The following is a 25,941-nucleotide window of genomic DNA, read 5'->3' on the forward strand; positions in this document are numbered from 1 at the left end:
CCCAGCCACATAACAATTTCAAGCCAAAAATTAGCAGGGAGCGCCTGACGCGACAGAAAAACGCGAATTGGCAATCTCAAGTAACCGATTACCAAGGACAGCTCGCTCTCAAATTTCCGATTCAAAGAGAGAATTAAAAAATGAAACGTCTGATCGTTTGCTGTGATGGCACTTGGCAACAACTCAATAGTAGTTACCCAAGTAATGTGATTAAACTTGCCCAGGCAGTGAAATCGACCGCCAGTGACGGGGTTCCGCAAATCGTGTTTTATGACGAGGGAATTGGATCGGATAGTAACAAGATTTTGGGCGGAGCCACTGGACTGGGAATCGATAGAAATATACAAGATGCCTATCGTTTTCTTTCTCTCAACTATGAGAAGGGTGACGAAATCTATCTCTTCGGGTTCAGTCGCGGGGCTTACACAGTCAGGAGTCTAGCGGGGATGATCCATTGCTCGGGCCTCCTAGCCCGCCCTCATATTACCAGGGCATCAGAAGCTTACGAGCTTTACCGTAACCGAGACATTAAACCAAAGGATCGGCTAGCAGCCAATTACCGCGAAGATTATGGCGATCGCGTCCCGATTACCTTGCTTGGTTGTTTTGACACCGTTGGAGCCCTTGGTATTCCTGTTCTACCCGCCTTCAAAAAGTATGACGAACAGCTCAAGAAAAGGTACAGATTCCACGACACCGCTTTAAATAAATCGATTCAGAATGCGTTGCATGCCGTGGCGATCGACGAAGTTCGCGAAATCTTTGATGTTACGCCTATGAAAAAAAATCCTGATGTTGAGAACCAGCGGGTTATTCAAGTTTGGTTTCCCGGCTCGCATATCTGCATCGGCGGTGGAACGGAAGAATACAGCGGGTTATCAGATACAGCCTTGCAGTGGATGTTGGATTCAACCCGTAACCTTGGATTGGGGCTTGAATTCGATCCAAGTGCCATCCCCACAGGTATCAATCCTAATTATGATATTGATTTTAAAAACGATCCAGGGCTCTTCAAATTGGCAGGAATTAAGTTCCGCGAGGTGGGCGATGCCATTGAGGCTCTTCATGAAAGCGCGATCGAGCGATTGAAAAAACGCCAAGACTATCGGCCTAAGAATCTGGAAAATCTTCTCTCCAAAGTAATTGAAAATATAGAACAATGATCAAACTTTATCAAGCTCTCAGAACCTAACATAAGAAGACGATCTAATCTACAATAATCGAAAGGAAAAGCAATCATGACAAGAGATACATCTAGAGATGGATTGAGCAACAAAGCTTTAGCATATACGTTGACTCATTTCAAACCCATTTGGGATTTAGTTCAAAGTTACGAGCCTCTGAAACGTAAACTAAACAAATTTTTTCTCAATAGCATCATTTACAAACTTCCGACTCGCCCGCTTCCCTATAGCTTAATGGGCTTAGATCCCAAAATTCCAGGGACAGATATTCCCAAGAAAACTGATACCTACATCTCTTGGGATTCACTTACAGACAAGACTTATACTGGGCGACATTTACCTCCCGACCCAGAATTTAACAAAGAAGGGAATTTACCACCACTCGACAAATTAAAGACCTTATTCCAAAAAAGAGATGGAAAAACCATTTATTCGGAAAAATCGACTCTGCTCTTTCCCTATTGGGTGCAGTGGTTTACAGATAGTTTTCTGCGGATAGATCAGCAAAACCGCTTCAAAAATACCTCCAACCATCAGATTGATATGTGTAATGTTTACGGGTTGACCCGCAAACAAACAAATCTGCTCAGAGCTTTCAAAGGCGGTAAATTTAAAACCCAAAAACTCAAGCGCAAAGATGGCGTAGAAGAAGAGTATCCACTTTTTTATTATGCCGATCCTGAGCAGGGTATTATCGATCCTCAATTTGAAGGTCTTCATGCACCCCTTAATGACGAGAAAAGACAACCGCCCGAAAAGAAAGGCAAGCTATTTGCAATGGGAGTTGAACGGGCAAACGTCCAAATTGGCTATGTCATGCTCAACACTTTATGTATCAGGGAGCATAATCGAATTTGTGATGTTTTGTCCAAAAGCTATCCGGAATGGGACGATGAGAGGCTCTTCCAAACCGCGAGAAATATTCTCATGGTGATTGTTCTTAATATCATTATGGAAGAGTACATTTTCCACATTACGCCCTATAATTTTAGGTTCTTTGCCGATCCTGAAGCTTTTACCAAGGAAAGTTGGTATCGAGAAAATTGGATGGCGATTGAGTTTAGTTTTGTCTATCGCTGGCATAGTGCGATTCCGGAAACCTTTATCTATGACGGCAAAGAAAAATCCATGTACGATTCCCTCTGGAATAATCAGATGTTAATCGATAAAGGGTTGGGTGCATTGATGGAAGAAAGTTGTTCCCAACCAGGCACTAGAATTGGTTTGTTTAACACACCTGATTTTAAGATCGCAGGAACACCCTATACATTTATTGATGCTACCGAACTAGCATCTGTTAAACTCGGACGGCAGGCGCAGTTAGCCAGTTATAACGATTACCGCGAAATGTGTGGTTATCCCAGGGTGACTGATTTCAATCAAATTACGGGTGACGAATACGCTCAACAGAAATTAAAAGAGTTGTACGGTCATGTTGATAAGATTGAACTATTTGTCGGATTGTACGCTGAAGATGTCCGGAAAAATTCAGCAATTCCGCCTTTAGTAGCACGGATAATTGGCATCGATGCTTTCTCCCAAGCTTTAACTAATCCTTTGTTATCGCCTAAAGTCTTCAATAAGGAAACTTTTTCCGAGGTTGGTTGGGAAATTATCCAAAATACCAAAACAGTCTCTGATTTAGTGAATCGTAATGTTCCTTTAAGCGATCCCAAGTACAAAGTCTCCTTCGATCTTAAAGTTGTAGCTGACAACTAAGACTCAAATTAGTTGGGGGCGCAAAGACACCTGCGCCCTCAAAAATGAGGAATAAAAAGGCGATCTTTTCGCAAGCGATCGCCTACGCCAATTCGGGAGCAATTGCACCAGCAGCTCTACTATTTAACAGAGGCAACGGTTTGTGTAGAACCTTTTTTAGCGATTAACAGAAGGTTATTTATGAGCAAGAAGTTATTTACCGAATATCCCGAACAGGACGAACGCAAATACTACGATCTTTTGGTTGAGCAGGCCAAGCTTCGGATGGATAATCTTTACGGGAATAAGGAGCGGGCGCTGCGAGATACTCACGCCAAAACTCATGCGTGCGTTAAAGGAGCTCTGGAAATTTTTGACTTTGATGAGGAAGCGATTAAACGGGAAGTGGGCAAACGCGCTTCGTTAACTTCTTCGCAACTGAATGCGATTTCCATTAAGCAAGGTTTGCTAGCAAAACCCAAAGAATATCCTGTTTGGTTGCGATTTGCTAACGGGGCTACCAAAGTAGCCAATGATTACGCTAAAGATTCGCGCTCAATTTCAGTGAAAGTGATTGGGGTGGAAGGGGAAAGACTGGCGCAAAGCCACGAGTCAAAAACCCAGGACATCATTGTTCACAATTCAGAGATATTTGTGAGCCAAACCATCAAAGATTACTACGGCTTTTTTTCTGCTCTTGTGGAATCACCAGATACATTGAAAAAGTGGCTCATTCGACATCCCAGACACTTTCTAGCGGTGTCAACGCTTACGGGTAGCCGGACTCCGAAGAGTTTGCTAACAGCCAAATATTGGAGCGGTTCACCCTCTGGTTTGGGTCTCCATCCCGATTTCGATCCCTCCCAGCCTGGTCTAGTTCCTGTGGAATACCCTGCTGTAATTAAGTATGGGTTTACTCCGGTTTCATGCAAACCACCGCACGAGATAATTCCAGAACAATCTCGACCGGGAATCCCTAAAATTCCCTTTGTCGATCGCGCTAAAGCCTTGGGTTTAGATCCCAATAAACCAGACAATTATTACCGGGATGACCTAATTCAAGCCCTGGCGAAACCTGATGCCCAATACTGTTGGGATTTTGGCATTCAGTTCCAAACCAGCCTAAAAATGCCGATCGACGATGGCATCAATGTCTGGAAGGAACAGGAATCACCCTTCAAGAGAGTAGGTCGTCTCACCGTCAAGCATCAGATTATTGATTATGAAAAACAATCTGATTTCAACGAAAACCTGAGATATTCTCCCTGGAACGGCTTAGCAGTTCATCGTCCAGTAGGTGCGATCAATCGGATACGCGGTGTGGTTTACCCCGTTGTAGCGAATTATCGCCTTCAAAAGCGAGGTCTTGTCCACCAAGAACCAACCGGAGAAGAAACATTTTAAGGCAATAATTTGAGGCTGGGACATCATATCATTTCCGGTTACACCGGAATGATGTTGACGGTTGACTGTTGACTGTTCACGGCGTCAACCATCAACAGTGAACTCGAATTTACTATTCCGATGCTAACGGATTTGATATCATTTAATGCCAACAACCAGGTCTCGTCTGAGCAAATGGCAATTCAAGGAAGTTAACAAGGGAAACCTTCAAAAAATCCCATCCCTTTTTAGGGGGTGGGAGTGTAGAAAATTATGAATTCTTAGTCCTCAGTCCTTAGTCCTCATTATTCAGTAGCAATGAATCAATAACTGGGTTCCTACCCAATTATTAATTATTCTGCTAGCAACCAACTGATGACTAATGACCAACGACTGATGACTAATAAATTAGGCTTGCCGTGAGTAGTATTCCACGACTAGCAGTTCGTTAATCTGTAGAGCAATCCACTCGCGTTCGATAACGCCGTTAACTTTGCCAATTAGTTTTTGCTTATCAAATTCCAAGTGATTGGGCAAGTGAGCCAAGCCTGGGTCTTTGAGATTAGCTTCTACCATTGTGCGCGAGCGCTCTCTATTTTTCACCGCAACTACATCACCAGGCTTGCACTGATAGCTGGCGATATTGACTTCACGGTCGTTGACAGTTATGTGACCGTGATTTACCAATTGTCTAGCGGACGGAATGGTTGGAGCCATTCCCATCCGAAACACAGTATTGTCCAAGCGCATTTCCAAAAATTGCAGTAACACTTGACCTGTGGAGCCCGTGACACGGCGGGCTTTGCGGACGTAACGGAGCAGTTGGCGTTCCGTCACACCGTAATTGAAACGGAGTTTTTGCTTTTCTTGCAAGCGAACCGCATACTCAGAGAGCTTTTTGCGGTTTTGACCGTGCTGTCCAGGCGGATAATCTCGTCTGGGAGTTTTGCGGGTTAGACCCGGCAACTCTTTCAGGCGACGGACGATTCTCAATCGGGGGCCTCGATATCGAGACATTTATTTTCCTCTCTAATATCTGTATGCAATTTTATGCAGACTCTATATTATATGTTGGTAACGGTCAAAATTCAAATAAAGATCGATAAAAAAACGATCGACCGGAGGGCGATCCATAATGTGCGGTAAATTCTGAAGGAAAAGCCGATCGCTCGATCGCCCCAATCAGCCAAAAAAACTCACTACTCGATCTGCCATGCACAACCGCAATTCTTCCCGCACTTCTTCCCCAAAGCCAGCACCGATAGGCTCAAGCCCTACCGCGCGCTGGATCTTGGCTTTCGGCACGCAGCTAGCAGCACTGGGTTTGTTGGCAACAGCACTGCCAATCTCACCAGCATCAGCCATCACTATTAGAATCCCTCGCAATAGGAATCCCTATCGCGTCTGCGCCCTGGAATTAATGGATGCCGGAGTGGGGGCAGAGGCCGCCGCCGCCGCTTGTGCTGACGCCCTCCGCCCCCGCGACATATCTAAATGCGCCCTCCAAATCAACCGCAAAACCAATATTCCGGGTGTCGAAGCGCTCTCTAGCTGTCGGCGGGTGAGGCGTCCCCAAGAATTGGCTAGGTGCGTAGTGAATATTAACGGCAAAAGTCGAACTCAACCTGCAGATCCGCTGGTAGTGCTCGATGGATGCCGCCGCAGTTTATTGCCACAACAGTTTGCTGAATGCGTAGTCGGTTTGAGCGGCAGGCTCGACTTTCCCACCGATCGGTTAATCGCCACTTGTCTTGACCCCAGCGGCAACGTGAGCCAGTTGGACGGGCGTCCTGCACCTACCCCTCCTGTGGAGCTAATTCCACCGCCTTCGCCCCCCAATTAATAACGGTTGACTGTTAACGGTTGACGGTTGACTGTTGACTGTTGACTGTTGACTGTTAACTGTTAGCTGATGACTGTTAACTAATGACTGATGACTACTTTTTCCTAATCAAATGTCAGAAATTTTTGCTCAAATTACAGTCGAAGAATTAGGTCGCCAATTAGCAGAAACGAATGCTGATAAATTGCAGCTCGTAGACGTGCGGGAACCTTACGAAATTGAACTCGCGGCGCTGCCGGGATTTGTAGCTTTTCCGCTGAGCGAGTTTGCCGAATGGTCTGGTGAAATTGACGCTAGACTCGATCGCGACACAGAAACCCTAGTTCTGTGCCATCACGGAGTGCGATCGGCTCAAATGTGCCATTGGTTAACGGAGCGAGGATTTACCAACGTTAAAAATATTGTTGGCGGCATAGATGCTTACTCAATGGTGGTCGATCGAACCATCCCCCGCTATTAACATCAAATCCAGTTCTCAACTATCGTTTTTTCAGAGTCCGCGCAGGCGGACTTTGTGTGTGTATAAATCGATTATATTCCCCCGGAATGAGCTAATTCACAGCAGCAAATCGAAAGTTTAAAAGCGTACTGAGAGTAGCCTGATCGCGCCCCTGCCTTTTCGAGTCATAAAGAGCCTCATCAGCAGCCAGTAGCAGCGTTACCGCATCATTTTCCTCGCTCGGAACAACGCTGGCAATTCCTAAACTAATCGTTACCACAGAATTAGGCAGACCGTCAAGACTCTTAGGGTTAAAAACAATCTTCAAATCTTTCACTTTGGCTCTAATTTGTTCGGCAACAACCACAGCCGCCGACGCATCAGTTTCAGGTAAAATCACAGCAAACTCCTCGCCCCCGTAGCGAGCAGCTACATCAGCAGGACGCTGGAGCGATCGGCGAATTGTCTGAGCTACCAATCGCAAACAATCATCTCCTGCTTGATGTCCGTAGGTATCATTATATATTTTGAAATAATCGAGGTCGCACAAAATTAAAGATATCGGAGACCCCTCGCGAGCCATGTGTTCCCATTCGGTTCGCAAGCAACTATCAAAATGCCTTCTGTTACCAATTTGAGTAAGTTCGTCCACATTCACCAAAGCTTGCAGCCTTTGATTTTCTTGCTGCAACTGCTCAAAACGAACCACCGACCCCTTGTCGTCGCACAAATTTTGCCCTTGAAAATACAGGCGATATAATTCGCAAGACAAACTACAGTTATTTCCCTCTAATTTGACCAGTCCCATGCTGTCTAACTGATAAGCCATCAAAGGTTCGAGGTGAATGCTATTTTTAGCATCGATAACTTGTTGGAATGCGGAGGCGAGTTCGGGCTGCTGTTGAATGGCGATCGACTGATTTTGCAAGTAATCGCTATAAATTCCGTTGTGAGTAGGAGCTGCTGTTAACATTTCTGCCAACTCGGCTCGCCCCAGTTCCTCGGCCGGTTCCTCCCGATCGACCGACTGGCTGTTTTGTTGCGAAATAGCCAGGTGATACAGCGCTAAATGCACTAAATAAGGATGCCCGCCTACCATGCTCATTAATTGCTGTATCGGATCGCGATCGCTCCAGTTTAGTCCGTATCTGCCCGCCAAATCTTGAACTTGTTCAACAGTAAATTCTGAGAGTTTAATCGGCATTCCTACATTAAATGGAGATTTATTAACATTCAAATCAATATAAATTGCTGTCGAATGAATAACCACGGTGCGGAGTTTTTGCCAAGTTGGGCTAGCGCGAGCTTGTTCGTACCAAAAACGGATCACCGACAGAAAATCTTGAGCAATATTGGTGCGTTCAAATACCCGATTTATTTCGTTGATCGCCAAGACAATAGGACTGTCAATTTGTTGGAGCAAATAGTTTTCAAAGTAAATAGTGCAGCTTACCTTGCTGCCCATATCTTCATCCCAGAATTCATCAATATTTGGTTCGAGTTTGAGTTGCCGAGCGACATTGACACAAAGCCAGCGCAAAAATTTATCTAAACTACCAAAAACCGCTGTGTCGGCTTGCTGAAAGTCTAAAGTTACTGTGCGGTATCCACGATCGACTGCCGCGTCAATTATCCGCAGCATCAGCGAACTTTTGCCCATTTTTTTGGGAGCCTTAATGCGAACGAGGCCTCCGGGTTTGCTAATTTCTGCACAGGCCAAGGCTTCGGCCCCTGAGCGCTCAATATAAAATGGAGAGTCAAGCGGTATGGGGCCGCCGGGAAAATCTAGCTCGGCAACTGTTTGGATCGAGTTTGGCGATTTTTGGAGTCCTGCCATAGTCCTTGCACAAGGCGATACCCTGACCAAAAAAATGGGATACAAGCCTCCCCCTTCTAGGGGGACTTTCGGTTCGGAATCTCTCCGAGAGGTTTTTGAATAAACAGCACGGCATTTATTCAGGCTGGCTCTAAAATGATTGTATGTTAAATCTAACCTACGAGTACAAGCTCATTCCTACCGACGCGCAACGCCAAACTTTCGACCTGTGGCTCAATATTTGCCGCCAGGTCTACAACTTTGCATTGCGAGAACGAAAAGATTGGGTTAATTCTCGTAAGTGTGATATAAACTCGTGCAGCATTAAGCAGGAATACATTATCCCTACTGATGCACCGCGTCCAACCTTTGCCCGTCAATGCAAATCATTGGCCCAAGCAAAGAAATTAATTCCTGACTTGAAACTACCTCACACCCATGTCTTGCAGCAGGCGTTGCGCCAACAAGAGGCAGCGTTTGTGGCGATGTGGGAACGAGGACACGGTTTTCCTAGATTCAAAAAACGGCTGCGCTCATTTGTGTTCCCTCAATTGAATCTAGAATCCGTTATACGGTTTGATAATGCCGATTGGATCAACCTACCCAAGATTGGGTTAGTAAAAATGCACCTGTCACGTCCAATCCCTCAAGGGTTTGATGTCAAGCAAATTCGCGTTGTTAAGAGGGCTTCTGGTTACGTAGCCATGCTCAGTTTGCAATGTGATGTCGCAGTGCCTCAAGCCCCACCTTCAGGGCATGGATTAGGGATTGATTTAGGGTTAAAACATTTTTTGGCAACTTCTGATGGTGAATTGATTGATAGACCTCGATTTTTTGTGGATGGACAACGCAAGCTGAAATTGCTGCAACGTCAACTCAAGCGCAAGAAAAAAGGCTCTAGAAAGTTTCGTCAAATTCATCACCAAATAGCCTTGCACCACGAATACATCTCGAACAGTCGAAAAGACTTTCATTTCAAGACCGCACATCATTTATGTAACTCCGCCCAAACAGTATTTGCTGAGGACTTGAACCTCAAAGCAATGTCAGCCGGAATGATGAGCAAGCACACGCTTGATGCAGGGTTTGGTCAGTTCCTGAATATCTTGGGTCATGTTTGCTTTAAGCGAGGTGCATACTTTGCAAAAGTAGACCCGAACCGAACAAGTCAAACTTGTCCCTTATGTCAAACCCATACAGGCAAAAAAGAACTATCCGAACGGGTGCATAGATGTCAAACGTGCGGCTATGAAACGAATCGAGATGTTGCAGCCGCGCAGGTGGTGTTGCAGCGTGGATATACAGCGGTTGGGCAAATCGCAGTGAATTTTGGGGAGGGCAAGCTACATGAGTAGTCCCAATGAACCAAGAATCCTCGTGCCTTCGGGTCGAGGAGTTGTCAATGTATCTTACCTTTGTCAGGTTAGGAGATAGACGAGCGGTGTCCAAGATCGATCGACAATCCTAAAAAATCTAACTTTTTAGGGACTTCCCGGAACTGACTTTGCTATAGTAGTGTCACTTTACCCAGTCTCAAACCCTGCTTCAACACTTCTCCAGACCGACAAAAATTCGACGGTAGCCCAGACGCGATCATTCTTGGCTCTTTACCGGAAAAATAACTCGTCGGCCGTAGATGTCGTGCAGGAAGAGTCCCCATCAAAGGAGAAATAATCATTGTCACGCCGCTACCTGTTTACCTCTGAATCGGTCACTGAAGGCCATCCCGATAAAATCTGCGATCAAATTTCAGATACGATTTTAGATGCCTTACTGACTGAAGACCCCAAAAGTCGCGTCGCAGCCGAAGTTGTCGTCAACACTGGCTTAATGCTGCTGACGGGCGAAATTACCACTAAAGCTCAGGTAAATTACATAGAATTAGCCCGGAAAAAAATAGCCGATATTGGCTACATCCACGCTGACAACGGCTTTTCGGCTAATAGTTGCTCAGTGTTGGTGGCTCTTGATTCTCAGTCTCCCGATATTGCTCAAGGGGTGAACACAGCCCACGAAAGCCGGGAACAATCGAGTGAAGAGGAATTAGACGCCATCGGCGCTGGCGACCAAGGTTTGATGTTCGGCTTTGCTTGCAACGAAACGCCGGAAATGATGCCTCTGCCGATCAGTTTAGCGCACCGGATTTGCCGTCAACTGGCAGCAGTCCGCAAAACCGGTCAGTTATCTTACCTGCGTCCCGACGGCAAAAGCCAAGTTACAGTCATCTATGAGGATGGCAAACCTGTTGGCATAGATACAATTTTAATTTCTACCCAGCACACCGAAACGATCGGCGACATCACAGACACAGCGGCAGTTCAAGCCAAAATCAAAGAAGACCTTTGGACTGCTATCGTCCAACCTGTGTTTGCCGATATTAGCGTGAAGCCGGATGCAGAAACTCGCTTCCTTGTCAACCCCACCGGCAAATTTGTGGTCGGCGGGCCTCAAGGAGATTCGGGTTTGACGGGCCGCAAAATTATTGTGGATACCTACGGCGGCTATTCCCGTCACGGCGGCGGCGCTTTTTCTGGGAAAGACCCCACCAAGGTAGACCGCAGCGCGGCTTATGCTTGTCGCTACGTTGCTAAAAATATCGTGGCGGCTGGTTTGGCCGAAAAGTGCGAAGTGCAGTTGAGTTATGCGATCGGCGTTGCGCGGCCGGTTAGCATGATGATCGAAACTTTTGGCACTGGAAAAGTTGATGACGATCGCCTTTTGGAAGTTGTGAAGCAGCATTTTGAACTGCGTCCTGCGGGCATCATTCAAGCATTTAACTTGCAGAATTTGCCTGCTGAAAGAGGCGGCCGTTTCTATCAAGATGTGGCGGCTTACGGTCACTTCGGGCGCACTGATTTAGATTTGCCTTGGGAGGAAACTGATAAGGCGGAACTTTTGAAAGAAGCTTTGAGCCAGAAGTTGTCTGGAGTAGCTGGATAGTACAATTTTGGGGTGCGCCCAGCGCACCTTATCCATAAATAATATCGGGTGCTACCAATGAATATAGGGTGCGTACTCCGCACCTTATCCATAAATAATATAGGCGGTTCTTCGGCGCATCTTATTCATAAATAATACCGAGTGCTACCAATCAATAATAACGTAGCGGGCGCAATGCCCACCTTCCAACAAAAAAAAATAAATAAATAAATGCGATTTTTCACACCTTTCCAATCAGCAATTCGCAGTTTTGCCTCTTCCCTCCAACAGCGGTTGGGGACTACTGGATTGTCGGCACCAAATCCAGCAACGCTGCCAAGTTCGTTTGCGACTAACAATCCTGGTGGAATTCGCGGCGTTTGGATAACCACCACGGACTCCAAAGTTCTCACATCAAAAGAGCGAATTGCTGAGGCAATGGACTTTCTCGCCGATACAGGATTTAATACCGTTTTTCCTATAATTTGGAGCCAGGGTTATACGGCTTATCCTTCTAAAATTATGCGAGAAAAATTTGGGGTGGAAATTGACTCGCGCTATCAAGGTCGCGACCCCTTAGCAGAAATATGTGTTGAGGCAAAGAGAGCTGGTTTAAAAGTGATTCCTTGTTTTGAATACGGATTTGTGAGTTCTTACAATCGCAAGGGCGGTCATTTGCTGGCGAAAAAACCTGAGTGGACCGCCCGTGATGCCAGCGGCAATTTACTTAAGAAAAATAACTTTGACTGGATGAATTCTCTTGACCCGGAAGTGCAAGACTTTGTGCTGGGGTTGATGCTGGAAGTTGCTAAGAATTATCCGGTAAACGGAGTTCAAGGAGACGATCGCATTGCGTTTCCGGTAGAAGGCGGTTACGACGAAAAAACGGTTAAACGCTATCGACAAGAGTGCGGTAAAGCAGCACCGTCCGATTGTAAAGACCAACATTGGGTGCAGTGGCGTGCTAATATTATTACTGAGTTTGTAGCTCGTTTACGCCGAGAAGTGAAAGCTATTAATCCTGATTTGTTGCTATCGATGTCGCCGAGTCCTTATGACTGGGGACTGGTGGAATATTTGCAAGATTCTAAAGCTTGGGTTGACAAAAACTTGGTCGATCTGTTTCACCCTCAGTTTTATCGCCGCGATTTTAATGCTTACAAACAATTGGTCGATAAAATGATGTCGGGACAGCTTAGCGGGCAGCAAGTAAAGTGCGTGTCGCCCGGTATTTTGTTGACGAATCGAGGCAGCAAATATAGCATAACTCCCGAGCTGTTGTTGCAAGTAATTGCTTACAACCGCTCTCAGGGCATTCAAGGAGAAGTGATGTTTTTTTACGAAGGTTTGCGAGATAACGATAACGCTTTGGCTAAGGTTTTGAAAAAAGGGCCCTATGCTCGTTGAGAGATTGTCCCGCAATCAAGCTGTTTCCGGTTGGCTGCGGTCAACCCCGCCGATCGCTATTTCAAACCAAGTTGATATAAAATAAGATGTTGCACCATTCTCAATAAGCTTTGATTAACAGGCAAGATGCCGGTTCCACAAAGGGTGAATTTTCTTGTGGTACAGGCATCTTGCCTGTTGCTGACAATGGTGCAAGATGTGAGGATAAAATGATATAGCAGAGTTAGGCTATCTCAAAACCCAGCAATGCCAAGCAGCAAGCGCTACTAATTGTCAAGGTGATTGCCCAAACAAACCCAATAATTAATAATTGGGGAGTTGCAAAAATAGTGGAATAAGACATATTTTAGAAGTGGGTGCAAGCTTTTTTTTAGAAGTAGCGTTTTGTAGACACCATATTTTTTAAAGGCAGTTTAAAAGAGCAATCTCAACCGCTCGCCAAAATATTAGGATAAATCAGTGAACTCAGCCGCAAACCTCATCCAAGAGCTACCCGAGCTCAGCGATGCTCAATTCAATCAAAAATATTTGAAACAAAAACAAGGGATGCGAACCTTGGCGACAATATTGCCGCAAGTAGAACAGCAAAGTCTGGCTTTGCGAGCTGTAAAATTAGCTCTAAAAGTAAATTTAAAACTCGGCTCGAAGCTAGCAGGAACGGTAAAGCCAGAATTTCAAACAGCAACCATAAAATTAATCGAAAAAATCCCCACCTCGCCGCTGCTCAAAATTCAACTGCTGGCCCTAACAAGTTCCGATCGGGCAATTCCGATGCTGGTGGCCGCATTGAACCACAAAGAAAGTGCCGTGCGCCTTCATGGGATTCGAGCGATCGGGAAAATTGCCTCCGAAGCTGCAGTCATTGAATTAGCCCGATCGCTCGAATCCAAAGATTCCCAAATCCAAGCTTGGGCTGCTTGGGCTTTAGGAGAAATTGACTCAAAACCAGCCGCCGCAGCACTGCTCAAAGCCATCAAGCACCCAGAGCCCAAGGTGCACGCCTGGGCTGTTTGGGCCTTGGGGAAAATTAACCCGAAAACAGCCGTTCCCGCGCTGCTCAACGCCCTCAAACACCCAGACTCCGAGGTGCGCTGGCGGGCGGCGGTCAACTGCGGGAAAATCGGCGTCTCGGAGGTAGTTCCCGGGCTGCTGAATGCCCTCAGAGACGAAAATCACATCGTCCGCGCTAGGGCGGCGGCGGCTTTGGGGAAAATCGGCGATTGTGAGGCAGTACCCGGCTTAATAGAATTGCTTCACGACGATCCCGACTCCTATGCAGTTTCTTTGAGGGCCGCCGAGGCCTTGGGACAAATCGGCACGGAAACGGCTGTGGCCGGGCTGGTGCAAGCCCTCAAGCATGACGACTCAGACGTGCGCGGCAGTGCAGTTTCTGCCTTGGGGGAAATCAGCAGCGAGGTGGCTATGGTGGCGGTAATCGGTTCGCTCTCCGATCGAGATATTTTTGTGCGCGGCAGGGCGGCGGTTGCCCTCGGGAACATCAATACAGAGGGAGATGCGAAATTGCAAAAAATGGTAGTTGCGGGACTGGCGAGCGCAATTGGCGACAGCGAATCTTATGTGCGGTGGAGAGTTGCTGCTGCTTTGGGGGAAATTGGGACAGAGGAAGCTGTGGCAGGTTTGGTGCGGCTGCTGGGGGACGAAACTTCTGGAGTGCGCCAAAAGGCTGTTACATCCCTCGGTCAAATTGGCTCAACGACTGCTATTTTGGCTCTGGAAACAGCTTTAAATCGCGAATTTGCTGACGTTCGCGCCCTGGCTGCCCAATACTTGGCAGAGGTCAGCACTCAGGCAGAAACAGTTGATTTTGAGCCTTCTGTTTCCCCAGATTTATCGGGTGAAAAACTGCCGGAAATCCTGATTGCTTCGCAAGTAGAAGCCAGCCAATACATTGTTGAGCGCCCTGCGCGACGCGAGATTAAATACCTGATCTCGATCGGCAGTCCAGGCGTGCCCGAACCCAAAACTTTCGATCGAATCCCGAACCGAATGTGCCTGGAGTTTAACGACCTCGACACCCCCGTTGACGACCCCGATCAAATCTTGCCTACCCTTGACGATGTACGGAAAATTATTGACTTTGCCCTCAAAATCTCGTCCCAGGGAGGCAGTTTGCTCATCTGCTGCCAAAGTGGGATCAGCCGTTCAACGGCTACAGCTTTGACTGTTTGTGCTGCGCTGTTGGGTCGCGGCAAAGAACGGGAAGCTTGGGCGTTAGTGCTCGCCGCCAGACCCCAAGCCAAGCCGAATCGCTGGATGGTACACTTGGCCGATGAAGCTTTGGGTAGAGACGGTAAGCTAGCACTGGCGATCGAATCGACCACCGCAACTCCAGAACTCGCAATCGCCAACAGTTGACTCGCAGAAACCGGGTTTCTTTTCGCAAGCGCTACAGTTATACTCAACTAACGACACTTCACCTCAGACTTGTCTGTGCGGGGCAACGATGCCAAAAGTCGATCGCCAGGGTGCAAAAGTTCGATCGGCTGCTGCATTTGTGACATTCTGTGCTACACAGTCGTCGGATGCTCAACAAAAACCGTCAAGCAATCGTCGCATTGCTGGCAGCAAAACTCCTAAGCTGAGGAATCGGGTGCATTGTCAACAGACAATATCAGCTTGGGGGAGCTCACAGGCCAAACGCATCAGACAGAATTTTCTGCCTGTAACATTCCACGCGGGGATAATTACACTGCCAAGATAAATTTTTCTTTATTTTGCCTGCTGCTGACCTTTACGAGTCGAAAAAGTAATTTGGTAACAGCCCTCAACAGGGTAATTATCATTAGACATCAACCGAATTTAAGTTTCTCCTCGGGTTCGACAAGAGTTTCAGATGCTTTTTCGCAGATGTCTAATGGAAAATAGACAAGCTTTTCCGTTTGGAGAACTTAAGAGCGTGCTAGATTTTAACAGAATACAGTGGTTGCATATGTCAAAAATTAACTTGCTCAAAAAAACAGGGAACGAAGCAAGTTTATCGGTTGCCGTTTCGGAATGCCAGGGCGAGTTCAATTCCGAGTTAGAACCATTTAACCCGCAGAAAGAACCTGTGGTACCGCGAAAGGTAAACCAAAAAAATAGCAAGGTAGGTAAACTGATGCCGCTCTTTATTTCTGAACAAGTCGGTTCTCTAGAAACCGCAGAAAAAAACATATCTGCCCAGGATTTTGTAGAAATATCATCCTTAAAAATCCGCAAAATGTTGCCATCTAAAATTGGCGGTTGGTCCATCCATAAAAAAATTGGCGGTGGGTATTTCCTGGCAATAGGAATCGGATTTCTTGGCTCCATGAGCGGGCTGGTGATTGCCGATTACTACCAAGGACAAGGATTAAAACAATTCAATGACGCTCACCTACAAGCGCAATTACTGGGCAATTTTAAAGATGCAGCGCTGGCGGCACAATTGCAGGGAGCGCAGCTAGATTCTTTTGTAGATAATCCTGCCAAGCTGGAACTGAAACAAGAGCAGTTTGTCAAGAGTATTGTTCAGGCAAAAGAGCTGCAGTTGCGTATAGAGAAGTTTGTCAACAGCAAACCTGCTTGGCTGGCAGCAAAGCCGGAAGTTCTCAAAAGTTTACTGCAAGATTGCACCGAAGATTTAGAATCCTACGCCGATACTCTCCAGCCAACTTTGCAGCAAATCCAGCAATCGCAACTGTCACCTCGGGAGATAGAGTCGGCCAGAAAATTGTTGGCGACAGAAAGCGGAGAAGGTGTAAAACAGCTCAACAGCCACCTTGAGGAATTGAGCAAAATCCTCGATATGGCCCAGCAGCAAGAGGGGCAAGGCGGTGAAGTGATGGAGGACGCTCAAGGAACGGAAAAAGCCATAATTATTATTAGTATGCTGCTGTCGGTAGTGGTGGCTGGAATTGTGGCTGACCGCACCAGTCGGGCGATCGCCAAACCAGTCGTGAGCGTCACTCAGATTGCCGAACAAGTGGCCGCCGAGTCGAATTTTGATTTGCGAGCCCCCGTCACCGGACAAGACGAGATAGGCTCATTAGCTGTGTCTCTCAATCACCTGATCGAGCGAGTTTCCGAACATACAAAAGAATTGAAACAAGCTAAGGAAGCCGCCGTCACCGCTAACACTGCTAAAAGCCAGTTTTTAGCAAATATGAGCCACGAGTTGCGGACGCCTTTAAATGCGATTATCGGCTACAGTCAACTACTTTCAGAAGATGCCCAAGATGCGGGATGTGATGAGTTTGTACCCGATTTGGACAAGATTCAGAAGGCGGGCACGCACTTGCTATCTTTGGTTAATGATATTCTCGATTTGTCAAAAATTGAAGCGGGGGGTATGAAACTCGAAATCCAGGAGTTTGACATCCAATCCCTGGTTGACAATGTTGCGGGGGCCGCGAAACAGTTGCTAGAGAAAAATGGCAATGTTTTAGAAATAGAGTGCGATCGAACTGCGGGTATCATGCACGCAGATTTCAAAAAAGTGCGGCAGGTTTTGATGCACTTGCTGAGTAATGCTGCTAAGTTCACCAAAAACGGCAGGGTGAAACTGAGTGTCAGGCGCATTGAAGGCAGTGGCAAATTGAATACAGCAGATCGATCGGCGATTGACGATTCAATACCTGCCGATGAAACTCATGCTGCGGCGATCGCTTGTCCCCTGCTGAATGTTCAAGAGTCGGATTGGATTTGTTTCTCTGTTAAAGATACCGGAATTGGAATGTCGGAAGAACAACAGCACAAATTGTTTGAAGCTTTTGTGCAAGCTGACTGTTCATCAACGCGACCTTACGACGGCGCTGGATTGGGGCTGACACTTAGTCGCTACTACTGTCACATGATGGGCGGGGAAATTTTGGTAGAAAGCGAAGAGGGAAAAGGCTCTATTTTCACTGTCCGCATACCGGCGGGAAACGGGTAATGTGATGTTTGGGCCAGAGATTTAGGGGGTAGGCAGAGGGGCGAAAATTTATGTTTCAAACCTCTGGCGGTATGTTCCAATGCTTTCATCTTGTCACTGGGGGCGATCGCACTCTATTAATCCTAATTGGTTATTTTACCAATTCAAACAGCACAAACCGCTGGCTCCTGAACTGCAACCTAAATCGATTATAATAAATTTCATTTAGTATTATTGAACCGCGAAGACGCGAAGGAAGAATCAGGAAGAATCAGGAAGAAGTAGATAATCTTCTACGGGGAAGGGAGTAAAAGAGCGATCGCACAAACTACCCTCAACTTTTATCTTGTTTCTCATCGGATGGTGGGGACTGTTTTTGCATTTGTTTTTGACGTTCCCTCACAGCTTGTTCCAAAATGAATGCTGACAAGCCGCTGATTGAACGGCGTTCCTCATTTGCCCACTCTTGAAGTAGGTCATAGATTCCTTCTCCTATCGAGGTTGATATGCGTTTAGACATTAGAGGTTAATTGTTTCTTATTTAAGCCGATCGCCATTGTCGAGTATTTTAGACAATTTTGTCGAATATGCAGCAAAATGTTGCAATATGCTGCATTATGCGCTAAATTCTTAGAGAGTCAAAAGCCAGCGCTGAACTTTTGCAGGGCCCGCGCTGGCTGATGGTTCACCAAATACAAGGAGACAATCCACATAATAAGGAGACTATTACTATGGTAAAGCCTGTGAGCGACGGCAGCGAATATAACCGCGGCTATCAACAAGCTTTGAATGATTTTGGCATAACGCAACTGCTGTCGGGTATCCGCAGCTAATCTGATGAGGATTTTGAGACCGATCGCACGCGCATGACTGGGCCAGAGATCGAAAGCTTTGCGGTGTTTCTGATTCTGCGCGTCGGGGCGAATCTCAAAGGAAGTACGATCGCCCGCTACCTCAACACTCTCAGAAAAGCAAATTCTCCGACGATCGCCGATCGTCCCGCGATCAAACTCAACTCAAATTCGCGAGGGGAAACACCTGAAAAGTCAAAGGGGGGCGAGATCAATTCTTGGGCGATCGTCCGAATTTTACCGAATGCTGAGCACTATACAATTGCGCGTTTTGTCAACCGCCAAGATGCGGACGATCGGCGGAGGGCTTTGTGTCGGTTTATTCCTGATGGAGTGTTTGAGGTTGTGTGCGATCGCAGCTAACAAATAAACACAAATGATGATAACAATTGTAGCGACTCCCTATTAAGTTTGTCGGGGGTTTTAACCCCCGCTTAATAGCAAAAGTCCGTCGGGGGTTTCAACCCCTAGCGGGCCTCGGAAGCATGAAACAGCCCTGAGGATTTAGGGGGATATACGCTTCGATACAAACGAGAAATACAGATAAGTTGACACCAATCAATACTCTTGTTTCCGGATCGCACATTTCCAGCTAAACTCTCCCCCACAAAGCCAAGCCACCGCCCCTTCCCCTAGCGGCAATTATCCCATCTTCTACCAGAAAATATGCAAAAAATGCCTGCTTCCCCACACTCAAACTAAAAAATTCTGCCTCCCGCGCTTCTCCACCGCGAATAAATCCTTGATACACAGTTTTACCCAACACTTTCACCGTAATTCTGGTAAAATCAAAAGCTAAAATATTGTTAGGCAAAAACTTAGTCGGCCCGGAAAGAGTGAGTTCGATCGCCCCAACTTGCACCGAATTCTCCACCCTGCCGATTTCGCTAGGCGTTTCCCCTTCAGCAACAGGTTCAGCCGAATAAGCAATTTGAATTTTCGCAATCCACTGAGGGATGTAACGTCCCGCACCCAAGACAATTCCCGCTTTTTGTCGAGTCTTTTTTGTGCCGGTGATAAAGCAGAGTTGCCAGTTGCCGATTAATTGCTCGAAAGAATAGCGAATTTTATTTTTTTTTGCGCTTTTCTCAGCTTCTAGGAGGGCGGCAACTACTGCGTTGGAAGATGGTTTAGAATTAGATTTAGCGGCTTGTTCTAGAATAGATATATTTTCCATTTAATATACAAACCAGTTTTATTGTTTGGTAACAGAGATAATATTAGCTGATGTAGCGGAGAAAAACATGGTTGCGATCGCCCCCACAGACACAGAAATCATCATCATCGGCAGCGGGATTGGCGGCTTGACTTGCGCTGCAATGCTCGCCCGCTATGGCTTTGAGGTTGTGGTTTGCGAAAGCCATTCGATCGCGGGCGGGGCCGCACACGGTTTTGAACGCGACGGATTTAGCTTCGACTCCGGGCCCTCCCTGTACTCAGGATTATCCTACAGCCCGTCTGCGAATCCGCTGCGGCAAGTTTTGGATGCGATCGGCGAAAAACTCCCCTGCATTACCTACGATACCTGGGGTTGCTGTTTGCCAGAAGGCGATTTCGACACATCCGTCGGTGCGAGTCAATTTGGCGAAGTGCTCGCACAACTGCGTGGCGCCGAAGCAGTCGCCGAATGGCGGCAACTCCAGCGCATCATGGAGCCCTACGCCAAAGCTGCCACAGCCTTGCCCTCCCTGGCTTTGCGCTTCGATTTGGGCGCTGTTTTTACCCTCGGCCAATTTGCGCCGGCTTTCCTGCAAAGTGCTGGCGAGGCGATCGCACTTGCAGGCCCTTTCAGCAAAATAATGGACAAAAATGTCAAAGATCCGTTTGTCCGAAATTGGCTGAATTTGTTGTGTTTCCTGCTGTCTGGACTTCCCGCCGACGGAACGATCGCAGCCGAAGTCGCTTTCATGTTCGCCGACTGGTATCGCCCGAATGCAGTTTTGGACTATCCGATCGGCGGTAGTGCAGCTTTAGTAAATGCCCTGGTACGCGGTTTAGAGCGCCACGGAGGGCGGTTGCTGCTAAATTCCCACGTTGCAGAAGTTTTGGTGGAAAACAACCGGGCTGCGGGCGTGCGGCTGCGATCGGGCAAAATAATTCGATCGCACAAAGCCGTCGTCTCCAACGCTTCCGTTTGGGATACCCTGAAACTGTTGCCTGAAACCTCAGTCCCGCAAAGGTTTCGGCAACAGCGGCAGGCGACGCCCGAGTGCGACAGCTTCATGCACCTGCATCTGGGAATTGATGCTGCCGGAGTGCGATCGGACTTGGCTTGTCACTACATCTTCGTCAAAGACTGGGAAATGGGCGTTTCGGCCCCTCAGAACGTCGTTCTCGTCTCGATTCCCTCCCTCCTCGACCACGACCTCGCGCCTCCGGGAAAGCACGTCATTCACGCATATACCCCCGGAAACGAGCCTTACGATTTGTGGCAAAAGCTCGATCGGACCAGCGAAGAGTACAAGTTGCAAAAACAAGCGCGCGCCAAGGTAATGTGGGAAGCCTTAGAGAGAATTATCCCCGATATTCGATCGCGCTGCGAAGTCACCTTAGTTGGAACACCCCTAACCCACCAACGGTTTTTGCGCCGCCATCGCGGTTCCTACGGGCCCGGAATTCGGGCGGGTAGCGGCTTGTTTCCCGGGCCGACAACACCTTTAGCGGGGCTGTTTTGCTGCGGAGATTCGACGTTTCCGGGAATAGGTTTGCCCGCTGTTGCTGCTAGCGGTGCGATCGCCGCCAATACGATCGCACCTTTGTACAAACATTTGCAATTGATTCGGGAAGTTATTAATTAGTTGTTATTAGATATCTCCCATAATTCTTGTGGAACAGGCACCCTGCCTGTTCAAAACCTGCTTTTTAGGAGATGTCTATTAGTTATTTGTTATTTCTTAACGGAATTATGGAAGCGCTTTCCTAGCGAAGGACGCCAAGCAAGAGTAAACAATAATTCTATAGAGTTAGTAAAATGTGACCGATATCTGTCAGCATAGAAAAAGATAGTTCGATCGCCCTGAGAATACCGTGCAACCCGTAGACTTTACAACTTTAACCGCCACTTGCAGCGAACTGCGAGCCCAATGGCTGCCAGCGCGCTTAGAACAAGTCTACCAGCGCGATCGCTTCACCGTGTCCCTGGCGCTGCGTACCATGAAAGGGCGCGGCTGGATTGACCTTTCCTGGCATCCTGTGGCCGCCCGCATCTGCGTCGGCGACCCCCCGCCCCGCATTCCCGACACCTTCACCTTCAGCGAACAACTGCGGCACCAACTCAGCGGTTTAGCCTTAGTTTCCATCGCCCCCGTTGCATCCTGGGAAAGAGTCATCGACTTGCAATTCGCCAAACGCCCCGGAGAACCAGCCCTCTGGCACCTCTACGCCGAAATCATGGGCAAATACAGCAACGTCATCCTCACCGCCCAAGACAACCTCGTTGTCACCTGCGCCCACCAAGTCAGCGCCAAACAGTCCACCGTCCGTCCCATCCAAACCGGGCAACCCTACGAAATGCCCCCGTCTTTGACCGATGCAGTCCCGAGTCTGAGCGAATCTCAAAACCGCTGGCAATCACGAGTTAGCCTGGTTCCTGGGCAATTAAAGGGCAATCTGTTGAAGAATTACCGAGGGATGAGTAAAGCCTTAGTTTTGTCAATGATTCGATCGGCTTCTTTAGACCCCGAACAATCCACCGACAGCCTCAATCCCGACCAATGGCAGCAACTATTCCAGCGCTGGCTATACTGGCTGCAATGCCTAGAAAACTCCAAATTTCATCCGAGTTTTACCCCCGAAGGCTACACCGTCATCGATTGGCCCGCACCAGAAAATCACAATGTAGGGGCGGTGCCCCCGTGCCCGCCCTCTGATTCTTCCTTCTCTTCCGTTCAAGAAATACTTAACAGCTACTACACAGGCCAAATCAATCAAGAAGTATTCGCCCAACTGCGGCATCAGCTTACCCAAAAACTCAACAACGTCCTGGCAAAACTGCGCCTCAAAGCCAACACATTTAAAGAACGCTTGCAGCAATCTGCAGACGCCGACACCCACAAATCCCAAGCCGACTTGCTGATGGCTTCTTTGCAGCATTGGGAACCGGGAATGAAATCAATTTCTCTCCCCGACTTTGAAACCGAGAAACCAGTTATCATTCCCCTAAACCCGGAAAAAAACGCAGTTCAAAACGCTCAAGCAATCTACAAAAAACACCAAAAACTTAAAAGAGCCCGCATTGCAGTAGAACCTTTGTTAGCGGCCGTACAGGAAGAAATCGACTATTTAGAACAAGTTGAAGTCGCACTTTCGGTATTGGAAACCTACCGCAACACCCAAGATTTGCAAACCCTCGCCGAAATCCGCGAAGAACTGATCCAGCAAAAATATCTAGACGTACCAGATTACCGCAGTACCGACAAAAATGCTGCGATCGAATTTCACCGCTACCAAACCCCCAGCGGCTTTGAATTATTAATCGGGCGCAACAACCGCCAAAACGACCAACTCACTTTTCGCACCGCCAACGACTACGACTTGTGGTTCCACACCCTAGAGATTCCCGGAAGCCACGCTTTGCTGCGTCTCAAACCCGGTACTGTGGCTGAAGAAACCGATTTGCAATTTGCCGCCGACATGACTGCGTACTACAGTCGCGCCCGCCACAGCGAACAAGTCCCCGTGGTTTATACAGAACCGAAATATGTATACAAGCCGAAAGGTGCTAAACCTGGTATGGTTGTATACAAACAGGAGCGGATTGTCTGGGGTAGACCGCAGCAAGCTCCGGCTTGATTTATATAAAGTGAGAAAGGTGGTCGATCGGCAATCGAAACCTCGTTTTTACCCAAAATAACGGGTTTGCAACCGATAAACCTAGGCAGGAACCGCGTTTTTTAACTCAGGCTGGATTATACAAAGTGACCGAAAGTGCGATCGTCGCCTAAAAATTAAAATTAGGCTGTAATGTAAAGTTTTATTACAAAAAATTAAATTTTGTTGTTATAATACCACTTAAGAGAGATGATATTTCTTTTAGAACCCTTTGCAAAGAAATGTGCAACTTGGGTTTCCTCACTGTGAGAAAAACACTGTGAGAACACAACACAACGGATTTAACTATTTGTGCAGACCAGCTTTAGCTAAAGCTGGTCGTTTTTGTTGAAACCTTAAACCCAAGCTCGGACAATTTTAGATGGGCGATTTTAGATTTTAGATTAAAACTGCCAATCTAAAATCTAAAATCTAAAATCCCCAAAGGCGGCTCCTAGAAAGTAAACGTCGTTCTGACAACCCCAATCACCAAATCAGAATTACTCTTATTGTGGTCGGGAGCAGTCAGCCAAATCAGACCAGGAGTGATAGAAATATTGTCGCTCAACTTAAACTGATAGAAACCTTCAACGTGCAGCGAAGTATCCTTATCTTCCGGCAAAGTCCGATTAGTAGAACTCGTTACCCGCGGCTCCATACCTACGATAATCCCCGCCACATTTCCTTCTTTCAACAAATCTGGAAAAGCCAAAGTAACTGCCCAGTTCCAGATTTTTTGATCCCCACGCTGCACAGAACCCGTAGGAGTAGCCAAGTTGGATAAAATGCGCTGGTTGGTGTAACCCGCCCAACCGCCAATTGCCAATCTCCGGCTCAACTGCCACGAAGCTTGCGCGCCGTAGGAATTGCTAGAAATCGGGAGAGTGGTATCGCTGTCGAACCCGAAGGAACCGAGACGCTGCGGAAAATTAGAAGCATTGCTGCCGGTATTGGTAATTAAGCTGTAAGAATTAACGTAAGTTAAACCTAAAGCAATGCTGTCGCTCGGTGTAAAAGTCAACTGAGCCAAACCGCCGTAAGAACCATTAAACAAACCATTTCCCCGCGTCGGGTTCGCAGCATTGCCGGCCAAATATCCCAAACTCAGCTCCAGTTTTTCCCCAAACTGATGCCGCAGAGCGATGCCAGAACCACCAAGCAAATAGTAAATTGGGTTGCGAGTACCGAAGTTAGAAAGAGCGCCGTAGCTGCCGTCTCCGTCAAAGTAAGGGTTGACAGTGTTGGTAAAATCGTCAGCAGCGCCGGCGTTGGCTTCTAGAATTACAGTAGTGCTTTTGCCGATAGGGAATTGGTAAAGCAGCGCATCTAAAGCTACTATATTGTTAGCCTCGCCAAAAGGCCCGACATTAAACCGCAATTCCCCTTCAGCAGTTTTCGTATTATTAGTAGAAAACGCACCCAGATTCAAAACTTGCAGTCGAGTTCTGAGCAAATCTTCTCCAGAGAAACTCGTGTCAAAATTAATCCGAACCCGGCTGCCAAAAGCCGTGGTTTTATCAGCTTCGCGGCCCTCGGCATCCTCTCCCCCGGCGATACCCGCCAAACCAAATATGACTTCGCCGTTGAGTTTAGTCGTAGTTGAAAACTGATTTGCTTCTAATTCAGAGGCGCGCGCTTCCAAAGCATCGACGCGGCCGCGCAAAGTTGCCAATTCCGCCGCAAATTCTTCTTGCAACCTTTGCACAGAAGCCAAATCTTCTCGCGTCGCCAGATTTCTGGAACCGCCTTGAATCAGCTCGCTAACTTTATCCAAACACGCATTTAAACCCGCTGCAAACTCGTAGCGAGTCATCGCCCGGTTGCCGCGAAAAGTGCCGTCAGGATAGCCAGCTATGCACCCGTAGCGCTCTACTAGAGATTGCAAAGCTTGAAAAGCCCAATCGGTGGGCCGAACGTCGGAAAGTTGCGACACAGATGTTACTTGGCCGGCCGCATCTTCGCTGCTACTGCCTTCTGTGCTGTATTGATTGATTTGTTCTAAAAGATTAGACTGTGCTTGAGGTTGGGCACTTGAATCAATGGATTGCGAAATCTGATCGGGCTGTGCGGCGGATTTTTCTGCGTTTAAATTAGCCGGTGGTACGGGGGGTTGCGTTTCGCTGAAGTTTGCGGGCGCTACTGCGGGGATTTGCTCCGCGACAGGTTGTTCGGGACTTAAATTTGCGGGCGCTACTGCGGGTTTGGTTTCGCCTAAATCTGCTGCAACTTCCGGTGTTTTTGCTTGTTCGGCAACTGGGGCGATCAAATCGTTAGCGAAGCCCTCGTATAGGTTCGCACTTTCTTTCTCAATAGTTTCAACAGTTGATTTGCTAGCTAGTGACGCTGGTTCGGCCGTCTCAGGCTCCGCAGTCTCAGACTTTGCTGCCTCGGTTGTAGCACCTGCTAATTGCAATTTATCAGCTTGAGCTGCCGTGGCAATTTCTACAGGTTGCTCTGCTAGCGCCGTCGAAGATATGACTAAACTTGCTGCCAATACACCCGGACTAACTAAAAGTCCCTTCCACGAAAATTTGGACATTTTTCCTCACACCACATTACGGTCGATCGCCGGTTCCGAAGATTTAGGCGCTCGCAAATCACCCTCAATATTCCGCCTAATAGTATTTCTTGTCAACAATCGGGGAAATCACTGCCGGAGAGTGCAGTTTGGTTGTGGCTGATTTGACAAAAACTCCGT

General features: G+C 47.4%; 18 protein-coding genes. 13 read left to right on the plus strand and 5 right to left on the minus strand.

The features are described 5' to 3' along the window. The first annotated feature begins 140 nt into the window (after nucleotides 1–140). The 3 genes from QUB33_RS09320 to QUB33_RS09330 all read left to right on the plus strand — a co-directional run bounded on the left by QUB33_RS09320 (nucleotide 141) and on the right by QUB33_RS09330 (nucleotide 4,286). Nucleotides 141–1,163 carry a DUF2235 domain-containing protein gene (locus QUB33_RS09320; protein ID WP_333349688.1) on the plus strand — a complete coding sequence of 341 codons (1,023 nt, stop codon included), beginning with the start codon at nucleotides 141–143 and terminating at the stop codon, nucleotides 1,161–1,163. A gap of 75 nt (nucleotides 1,164–1,238) precedes the next feature. Continuing rightward, the gene (locus QUB33_RS09325) at nucleotides 1,239–2,903 is read left to right on the plus strand and encodes a peroxidase family protein (protein ID WP_333349690.1); all 1,665 of its coding nucleotides are present in this window, start codon (nucleotides 1,239–1,241) and stop codon (nucleotides 2,901–2,903) included. Between the two features lie 180 nt (nucleotides 2,904–3,083). Beyond that, nucleotides 3,084–4,286 carry a catalase gene (locus QUB33_RS09330; RefSeq protein ID WP_333349693.1) on the plus strand — a complete coding sequence of 401 codons (1,203 nt, stop codon included), beginning with the start codon at nucleotides 3,084–3,086 and terminating at the stop codon, nucleotides 4,284–4,286. 387 nt (nucleotides 4,287–4,673) lie between these two features. On the opposite strand, the gene rpsD is transcribed toward QUB33_RS09330, so the two are convergent. Further along, complete coding sequence (gene rpsD, locus QUB33_RS09335) at nucleotides 4,674–5,282, minus strand: 30S ribosomal protein S4 (protein ID WP_193975783.1); 609 nt, start codon at nucleotides 5,280–5,282, stop codon at nucleotides 4,674–4,676. Nucleotides 5,283–5,478: 196 nt separating this feature from the next. Between rpsD and QUB33_RS09340 the strand changes: the two genes are divergently transcribed. Together QUB33_RS09340 and QUB33_RS09345 are read left to right on the plus strand one after the other, a co-directional pair. Beyond that, on the plus strand, nucleotides 5,479–6,108 hold the full coding sequence (locus QUB33_RS09340; RefSeq protein ID WP_333349694.1) for a hypothetical protein: 630 nt from the start codon (nucleotides 5,479–5,481) through the stop codon (nucleotides 6,106–6,108). A 112-nt stretch (nucleotides 6,109–6,220) separates the two neighbouring features. After that, complete coding sequence (locus QUB33_RS09345) at nucleotides 6,221–6,568, plus strand: rhodanese-like domain-containing protein (protein ID WP_333349696.1); 348 nt, start codon at nucleotides 6,221–6,223, stop codon at nucleotides 6,566–6,568. A 91-nt stretch (nucleotides 6,569–6,659) separates the two neighbouring features. On the opposite strand, the gene QUB33_RS09350 is transcribed toward QUB33_RS09345, so the two are convergent. Continuing rightward, entirely contained in the window at nucleotides 6,660–8,384 is a 1,725-nt protein-coding gene (locus tag QUB33_RS09350; protein ID WP_333349698.1) for an AAA-like domain-containing protein, read from the minus strand. A gap of 143 nt (nucleotides 8,385–8,527) precedes the next feature. Here QUB33_RS09350 and QUB33_RS09355 point away from each other — a divergent pair, with 143 nt between their 5' ends. The 5 genes from QUB33_RS09355 (at nucleotide 8,528) to QUB33_RS09375 (ending at nucleotide 17,604) form a co-directional block, all read left to right on the plus strand. Next, nucleotides 8,528–9,718, plus strand: coding sequence for a transposase (locus QUB33_RS09355; RefSeq protein ID WP_333349700.1), 1,191 nt, complete (start codon nucleotides 8,528–8,530; stop codon nucleotides 9,716–9,718). Nucleotides 9,719–10,040: 322 nt separating this feature from the next. Next, nucleotides 10,041–11,303 carry a methionine adenosyltransferase gene (gene metK / locus QUB33_RS09360; RefSeq protein WP_190663141.1) on the plus strand — a complete coding sequence of 421 codons (1,263 nt, stop codon included), beginning with the start codon at nucleotides 10,041–10,043 and terminating at the stop codon, nucleotides 11,301–11,303. Between the two features lie 210 nt (nucleotides 11,304–11,513). Continuing rightward, complete coding sequence (locus QUB33_RS09365; protein WP_333349702.1) at nucleotides 11,514–12,689, plus strand: family 10 glycosylhydrolase; 1,176 nt, start codon at nucleotides 11,514–11,516, stop codon at nucleotides 12,687–12,689. Between the two features lie 459 nt (nucleotides 12,690–13,148). Further along, complete coding sequence (locus tag QUB33_RS09370) at nucleotides 13,149–15,065, plus strand: HEAT repeat domain-containing protein (protein WP_333349704.1); 1,917 nt, start codon at nucleotides 13,149–13,151, stop codon at nucleotides 15,063–15,065. Nucleotides 15,066–15,564: 499 nt separating this feature from the next. Next, on the plus strand, nucleotides 15,565–17,604 hold the full coding sequence (locus tag QUB33_RS09375) for a HAMP domain-containing sensor histidine kinase (RefSeq protein WP_333349706.1): 2,040 nt from the start codon (nucleotides 15,565–15,567) through the stop codon (nucleotides 17,602–17,604). 313 nt (nucleotides 17,605–17,917) lie between these two features. Here QUB33_RS09375 and QUB33_RS09380 read toward each other — a convergent pair whose 3' ends face one another. Then, a complete protein-coding gene (locus QUB33_RS09380; protein ID WP_332952640.1) occupies nucleotides 17,918–18,103 on the minus strand; it encodes a ribbon-helix-helix domain-containing protein in 186 nt (61 codons plus the stop codon). 346 nt (nucleotides 18,104–18,449) lie between these two features. Here QUB33_RS09380 and QUB33_RS09385 point away from each other — a divergent pair, with 346 nt between their 5' ends. Continuing rightward, nucleotides 18,450–18,797 (plus strand): hypothetical protein, encoded by a 348-nt coding sequence (locus tag QUB33_RS09385; RefSeq protein ID WP_333349709.1) that lies wholly within the window; start codon nucleotides 18,450–18,452, stop codon nucleotides 18,795–18,797. A 229-nt stretch (nucleotides 18,798–19,026) separates the two neighbouring features. On the opposite strand, the gene QUB33_RS09390 is transcribed toward QUB33_RS09385, so the two are convergent. Next, on the minus strand, nucleotides 19,027–19,611 hold the full coding sequence (locus tag QUB33_RS09390; protein WP_333349711.1) for a hypothetical protein: 585 nt from the start codon (nucleotides 19,609–19,611) through the stop codon (nucleotides 19,027–19,029). Between the two features lie 67 nt (nucleotides 19,612–19,678). Between QUB33_RS09390 and QUB33_RS09395 the strand changes: the two genes are divergently transcribed. Beyond that, a complete protein-coding gene (locus QUB33_RS09395; protein ID WP_333349794.1) occupies nucleotides 19,679–21,232 on the plus strand; it encodes an NAD(P)/FAD-dependent oxidoreductase in 1,554 nt (517 codons plus the stop codon). A gap of 229 nt (nucleotides 21,233–21,461) precedes the next feature. Further along, the gene (locus QUB33_RS09400) at nucleotides 21,462–23,225 is read left to right on the plus strand and encodes an NFACT RNA binding domain-containing protein (protein WP_333349713.1); all 1,764 of its coding nucleotides are present in this window, start codon (nucleotides 21,462–21,464) and stop codon (nucleotides 23,223–23,225) included. A 472-nt stretch (nucleotides 23,226–23,697) separates the two neighbouring features. On the opposite strand, the gene QUB33_RS09405 is transcribed toward QUB33_RS09400, so the two are convergent. Further along, nucleotides 23,698–25,782, minus strand: a complete 2,085-nt coding sequence (locus tag QUB33_RS09405) for an iron uptake porin (RefSeq protein ID WP_333349716.1) — start codon at nucleotides 25,780–25,782, stop codon at nucleotides 23,698–23,700. Nucleotides 25,783–25,941 lie beyond the last annotated feature (159 nt).

The organism is Microcoleus sp. B3-A4, from assembly GCF_036705385.1.
Lineage (GTDB): Bacteria > Cyanobacteriota > Cyanobacteriia > Cyanobacteriales > Microcoleaceae > Microcoleus.